This window comes from Trichocoleus sp. FACHB-40, from assembly GCF_014695915.1.
In the GTDB taxonomy this organism is placed as follows: domain Bacteria; phylum Cyanobacteriota; class Cyanobacteriia; order Cyanobacteriales; family FACHB-T130; genus Funiculus; species Funiculus sociatus.
The window spans coordinates 1-6,854 of the sequence record NZ_JACJPF010000032.1; the positions used below are offsets into that span (position 1 = coordinate 1).

The window sequence follows — 6,854 nt, forward strand, 5'->3', positions numbered from 1 at the left end:
TTCGCCATCAATCTATTTCGTCAGCACGGTTTTGCCTCGATCACCAAAGCACTTCGACATTTGTCTCATGATGTGCATCGTCTATTTTCCTTTTTCCAATGAATCAGCCCTGCCTTTTTAAGCGGGAGCTTGGAGGTTCATGGCACTAACCGAAAACTATTGCCGTGGGAGTGTCAATTTACGACCTCGACTTCGCCAATAACCGCCTGGGTTCCTGGGGAATTTCCTGCCGCATCGCGTACTGGCAAGGCTTGTTTGTTGCTATCCGAGAACCACCCCACTTCAAGGCGGTAACGCTGGGGTAGCGTACCGGGCGGTAGTGTTAGCTTGTGGACATCGCGCAATAATGAGCCTGAGGGTGTTTGAGCTTGGGAAAGATAGCCGTCCAGTGGTTTTCCCTCGCGAGTAGCGATTGGAGCAACGCGATCGCGCAAACTAATATTAATCGTCAAATCTGGCGGCAATGGTGTCAGAAATTCCCAATAAAATGTTATTAAAATCTCTTGACTTAAAGAAAATTTTGATGTTTTAAGATCATAACCGCGCAAGCGTACTTGTTCCCCAAAATACAAATCGAGAGGAAACTGGATGCGTTTTAAATCTTCAGCTAAGGGAACCGCACCAGGATAGATTTTTGCATAGTCAATATTGTGCAGCCGTACGGTATGTAAAGGTTGCTGCGCCCCAAAGTAAGCCAGCATCTTTGGATCTGGCAACTGACGCTGGAATTGGTTGTAGTACAAGACAACGCGATTAGCCTTTGTCCAAGGCTGTTCGGGTTCGACGAATTTGTATATTGAGATAGTTTGACCTTGAAAATATGCCCCAAAAGCCCTCCCAGACCAACTAGCTGCTACGATTTGTTTAGCATTAGGTGACTGGTTCAACCATTTCGCGGCAAGGTCAAGACCCTCGCCTTGACCAATCATAAATATATCTTTGGCAACCCGCGAACCACCGAATAACGGGTTATAGTAACTCAAGTAATAAGGGCAGTAGGGTACAAGGAAGATTAGTTGTAATAAAAACAGCGCGATCGCACTCGTTACGCCTCGATTAATCTTACCCGCGCCAAACCGCACCCAACGGGCGATTTCTAACCAGCCAACCGCAGCCAAGATAGCTAGCACTGGCAAGAAAAGATTAATGTAACGGTCGATCTTACTATCGCTAGCCGAGAGGATAAGTAGGACAGACAAGGGTACTAATGCAAGTGCAATAACTTCCTGCTTGCAAAACTTTTCGGCGAACCTCTGCACGCTAGTCGTTACCACGGGGTTTTTCCCCGCCAGGCGCTGGTCTAACTCCCCCAAATCCGGTTCCCCCAAGGGAGTTAGGGGGGTTAGGTCTGCCTTATCTCTAGTACGTTGCAGCCTGGGTATCACCAATACTGCACCCACAGCCAGTAACCCCACTTGTAGCACTGGGGAGAGACGATAAGCCAGCACTAGCGGATAAAAAATAACTCCCGGCGAATCAGTAATCTGCCCTAAAAAGAAAAGAAGACCTCTAGCGGACTCATTCAACACGCCTTTGTAAATCTGACTCACAACATAGGAGGGTGACACCCACATTGCAGGCCAAATCGCAATAATTGTAACTAAGATGCTGCCTCCCCACCACCGGAGATCCGCAAATCGACGCTTCCAACCTTTTTGAGGAATTCGCCAAACTCCGAACTCACTCAGCACTACCCAGATAGTAATAGCAGGCAAGAGAAACAGCGCAGTTACTTTTGTAACCGTCGCCAACCCCATGAACGCACCGGACAGGATGAGTAATTTGCGATCGCGCCGGACATCCCCCCGCAGATAAAGCAGAAACAACAGCAACGCCAAAACGCTAAAGTCAGCCATTAGCGCATCAGTGGTGAGGTAGCGCTGATAAGCTAAAAAGAACGGTTCTAGTAGCAGTAAACTTAGGGTACACAGTGCTACAGATCGCCCCAAAAGCCTTTTGGTGAGTACATATAGGTACACCATACAACCGGAAGCGATCGCTGCCTGTAGCAGGCGAGGCAGCACGTAAAAGGCTATGGGAAACTGGACGGTATCCAAACAAGCATCTAAATTTGCTGGCTGATCTAAACCTGGAAACACCTTGTGCAGCTGACAATTGAACAACATACTGATGCCAATTAGCCACATATTGGTTACGCCCGGATGATGACGAAGATATGTGCCAGTTAAGTCTCCCTCCAACAAGTGCTTGATAAAAGTGCTGCCGCGAGTCATCCACAACACTTCGTCTGAATTAATGGGGACAGTAATTGCCACAACACGCAGCGCTAGCGACACCAGAAATATGCCGAGCCAAAGTGGGGGAAATTTCATTTTTGTCAAGTGTATGTAAAAAACTAATGAATAATGACTAGCTCTGTGTTTCCCGGTGCGAAAGAATCTGTGGGACTTGCGGAACAGCTTAATAACCGATATGGTCAAGGAGCTTTATCAGTTTGACATTGTACAAGAGCGTGCAAGAGCGCGATCGCGTATGATTAGGCAGTTCAAAGTAACTATCGCATCCACTGGGGTTTTTGGGATAGATTAATTAGCTTGGACATCCTCGTGTTGGTGATCTATTCCCACTACCAGGAAATAAACTCGCAGAGATTGTTACTCTCCTAACAGCTAGTAAAGACAAAATATGAGCAAAATTCTTGTTACTGGTGCCGCTGGTTTTATTGGTTTTTTTTTGTGCAAACAGTTGCTAGATCAAGGAGAAGAAGTCATTGGTCTCGACAATCTCAATGATTATTATGATGTCACTTTAAAGCAGGCTCGCTTGGCTCAATTGACGGACAAAAATAATTTTCTGTTTTACCAACTGGATTTAGCTGATCGTCAGGGTATGGCACAGTTATTTGCCGATATTAAACCAGATAGAGTGTTGCACATGGCAGCTCAGGCGGGTGTACGTTACTCGCTCACAAATCCCCATGCCTATGTTGATTGTAATCTGGTGGGGTTTATGAATATCTTAGAGGGTTGTCGGTATTCGGGAGTAAAACATTTAGTATATGCCTCTTCTAGCTCTGTGTATGGCTCTAATAAGAAAATGCCTTTTTCGGTGCATGACAATGTAGACCATCCAGTGAGTTTATATGCAGCAACTAAAAAGGCAAATGAATTGATGGCTCACACCTACAGTCATTTGTATAGTTTACCTACCACTGGACTGCGCTTCTTTACGGTCTATGGGCCTTGGGGTCGTCCAGATATGGCGCTGTTTTTGTTTACTAAAGCCATTTTAGAAGGTCGCGCGATTGATGTTTTCAATTATGGGAAAATGCGGCGCGATTTCACCTATATTGATGACATTACGGAAGGAGTTTTGCGGGTATCTGATAATATTCCCTCACCAAATCCTGACTGGTCGGGATACGATCCAGATCCGGGAATAAGTGCCGCCCCTTACAAAATTTACAATATTGGCAACAATAAGCCTGTTGAATTAGGATATTTCATTGAGGTTTTGGAAGATTGTCTTGGTACTAAAGCTGTAAAAAAGTTGTTGCCAATGCAACCGGGTGATGTTCCAGAAACTTATGCCAATATTGATGATTTGCAAAAAGATGTTGGCTTTAAACCCTCAACTTCTATTGAGGTGGGAATTCCCCGTTTTGTTGAGTGGTATCGTTCTTTTTACGGTGCTTAGTCATGAGTCGTTTTCTCGTTTCCAGGCTAAAAGTCTGGGAGCGAAAGCTGGATAGATTGCTGCTTCCGGTTTATTGAAAATGGTGCAAAATGTTCGTAATAACTCACCTTTTACGCCTCGTAAAATTAAGTGATATATAGCAGTTTTAAATAGATAATGGTGAGTAGAGGCATTCTATAGAACGTCTCGGAGGAAGAAATTTTGACGATTAATAAAAAAATTTCTATACCTATAGGTTAACAACAAATCAGGCGGACTTCTTACCCATGAGTTGACTCATGTACAAGCATGAAGGTATTTCAATACCAGAGGCGCGAGGCTGACAGACTGATAGAGTCACGGGTAGTGGTATAGAAGTAGTGATAAATCCACTTTTACCCCCTACTGTACAAGGCTTTGAGCATTAAATATCACTACCTGTTTACCACTACCTAGAAATAGGGGGAGAGTGCCAAAAGGCTCAAGCGAGCCTACGTAGCATAAGCCGAACTATAGCAATATAAATGAAGGCTTCGGAAGAAGCGGGTAATCGCTCATAATCGACATTCAAACGACGGCACCAATGCAGCCAACCGTAAGTTCGCTCCACTGTCCACCGCTTAGGGAGTAGAACAAACCCTTGAGTACCCTCGGGTCTAACAACCAGCTCTAGAATCCAACGAAAGGTATCGATGACCCAACGCAAAAACTCATCTCCAGAAAAGCCGCCATCAACCCAAATCCGAGCTAGTTGAGGAACTCGATGGCGTTCTTGGTCTAGCTTGGTAAGCAATTGCTTGGCTCCTTCTGGTTCGGGAACACTAGCGGCGACCACTTGCACAGCAATCAACAAGCCCAATGTATCAACCAAGGTAAAGCGTTTACGACCTTTGATTTGTTTGCTGCCATCATAGCCAACCGCTTGGTGAACCATGACAGCCGTGGAAACGGTTTGGGAATCCAAACTTGCTGCCGTTGGACTACTGTCACGATTGGCATCAACCCTGATCCACTGCACGAGATGGTCGTGAATCCGCTTACTACTTCCGTCATCCCGCCACTTACGAAAGTAGTAATACACCGTTGAATAGGGTGGGTAATCGTTGGGCAACAACCGCCAAGAACAACCGCTAATTAGCACCTACAGGATAGCTTGCAGCACCAACATCAGATTGATGGTACGAGGTCTCCCACGCTTGGACTTAGGGGTGAGGAGGGAGTCAAACAATTCGTATTTTTAAGCGTGAGTTCGCTGACGTAGGCTAGAGTCATGGCTTCCTAGAGGGCTGTTTGGATTTAGATATGATTCAGCCTATACCCTAGGAAGCTTTTCTATCTACTGCTGCCCTTTGCTACTTTCCAAACATCCTCTTAGGATAGGCTTGCAAAATTCCTACTTCGGGTAATTAAGGATGTGGCACAAAAAAAGTTTTTGGTGGATCTTGGGAGGATTGGGAGGAAGTGCGATCGCTATCTTTGCCCTACTCAATTTCTCCCACTGGCATCGTCTCAGTAGGTACGAGAAGATTCCTGACTTGAGGGCTGTGCAATGGAGTGGTAAAAATTTAGCGGGTGCTAATTTCTCCCGCCAAATTTTCCGAGAGGCAAATTTATCGGAAGCGAACCTGCGACGGGCAAACCTCGAAGGGACAGACTTCTCGGGTGCGGCTACTCGCCTGATTGACACTGACTTACGGGAAGCAAATTTAACCAAAGCTTTACTCTCCGGTACTCAGGCTACCAGAGCCAATTTCTCTGGGGCAATCTTGCGTGAGGCAGACTTAAGCAACGCTAGCCTGAATGGTACCCGTTTTAGAGGTGCCGATTTGCAGGGAGCGAATTTGATTGGGGCAAAACTGGTAGGGGCTGACTTCAGCGAAGTGAAGCACGATCCGGCTTATCTCGATCGAGCGGATTTGACCGATACGGGGATTACGGGATTTCGCGATGCACGGCTTTGCAACGCCACCATGACAAATCGTGCAATTTCTAAACAGGGTTGCTTTTGGCCTTCCTACGATTTGAAAAAAGCAGCACAAGCTCAGGATTGGCGCTGGATGGATTCGGCAACCAGTTATCTATTTAAAGAGGCGGTGATTCCTGGGGATGCCAAGGCACTTGAGCAGACTGTAGACGAGATTACACCCGAACAAATCCGGGAGATGCCTTGCAAACATCTGAAAACTCTAGATCAACTTTGGCGTCACGCAAGCGGCGATCGCTTTGGATTCGGCATTCAACGGCAAATTTGGGAAAGTTCTCAAGTGAATCGAGATTACACCAAGTTCGGAGAAGCTGTGGGATGGAAGCAAAACGGAACTTGGCTTAAATTTAATGATTTAAAGGCTAAAGAGTCCGCTTCTAATGGCAGTGTTCTTCCAATTGGTCATTTTCCCTGGCACTCTTGGCAAGTTCTGGAACCTACTAAGACGGAGCCTACTCGCTTTCGCCGTGTGGGATTTGGGGAATGGATGGCACAGCTCAAAGCTTGTAAAATTTGACCGAGCTGCTGTCTCAGTGGAATAACAAGGTGCAATCCTCTTAGGAAGGCTTACCGTAGGTATCGCGTTCCAGTTAATCTCAAATGCCTTCAAGTTATTTTCCCATGACCAATAGCTGCTAATGGTTCTGAAATTCCCAAAATTACCCTTGCAAATTCGGAGTCGTTATGAGTATGATTGTTTTTACGTAGTCATTACGAGTTTGACTTAAACAAGGTTAAGTAAGGATATCTATGAGCGATCGCGAAAAGTTGACCACCGCCACCGGTTGCCCAATTGCTGATAACCAGAATTCCCTGACAGATGGAGCGATCGCAGGAGCATTAAGCGGCGCACGGCAAGATATCCAAATGCGGCAATTGTGCCACTTCTTCCGCACCGATATGGATTACGGTATGCGTGTTGCCAAAGCATTGAGCATTGACATTGACCCCGGTATGCTGCAACAAAATCAACAAAACAATCCTCAGCCTGTAACAGCTTAAATTATTAGCTGTCTGTTTTCTCCTTTGGGTAGGTAAACCTGTTTTTAAAAGGAGTGCATCAATAACGCCCCTACCCAAAGGCTTTCCGGGTTAATGACTATTCTGTATTTGGAATTACTTAAGCTGTTGTGCATTTAAATTGTGATAAAAGCATTACCTTTGTTTTTGAGCTTTCGTCCCCACTTAATAACCAGCTCTCCTTCATTTAAAAGCCGATGTAATAAATACTCTA

Annotated in this window: 4 protein-coding genes and 1 pseudogene; 3 read left to right on the plus strand and 2 right to left on the minus strand. The window is 45.6% G+C overall.

Going from position 1 to position 6,854, the window contains the following annotated elements; genetic code table 11:
- Positions 1-173: 173 nt before the first annotated feature.
- Positions 174-2,333, minus strand: coding sequence for a glycosyltransferase family 39 protein (locus H6F63_RS03400; protein WP_190634898.1), 2,160 nt, complete (start codon positions 2,331-2,333; stop codon positions 174-176).
- A 313-nt stretch (positions 2,334-2,646) separates the two neighbouring features.
- On the opposite strand from H6F63_RS03400, the gene H6F63_RS03405 reads away from it, so the two are divergent.
- Entirely contained in the window at positions 2,647-3,657 is a 1,011-nt protein-coding gene (locus tag H6F63_RS03405; protein WP_190419310.1) for an NAD-dependent epimerase, read from the plus strand.
- 460 nt (positions 3,658-4,117) lie between these two features.
- Here the strand turns inward: H6F63_RS03405 and H6F63_RS03410 are convergent.
- A pseudogene (locus H6F63_RS03410) lies at positions 4,118-4,908 on the minus strand (IS5 family transposase).
- Between the two features lie 140 nt (positions 4,909-5,048).
- On the opposite strand from H6F63_RS03410, the gene H6F63_RS03415 reads away from it, so the two are divergent.
- Both H6F63_RS03415 and H6F63_RS03420 read left to right on the plus strand, forming a co-directional pair.
- On the plus strand, positions 5,049-6,137 hold the full coding sequence (locus H6F63_RS03415) for a pentapeptide repeat-containing protein (RefSeq protein WP_190634899.1): 1,089 nt from the start codon (positions 5,049-5,051) through the stop codon (positions 6,135-6,137).
- A gap of 233 nt (positions 6,138-6,370) precedes the next feature.
- Positions 6,371-6,622, plus strand: coding sequence for a catalase-related domain-containing protein (locus H6F63_RS03420; RefSeq protein ID WP_190634901.1), 252 nt, complete (start codon positions 6,371-6,373; stop codon positions 6,620-6,622).
- Positions 6,623-6,854: the final 232 nt, after the last annotated feature.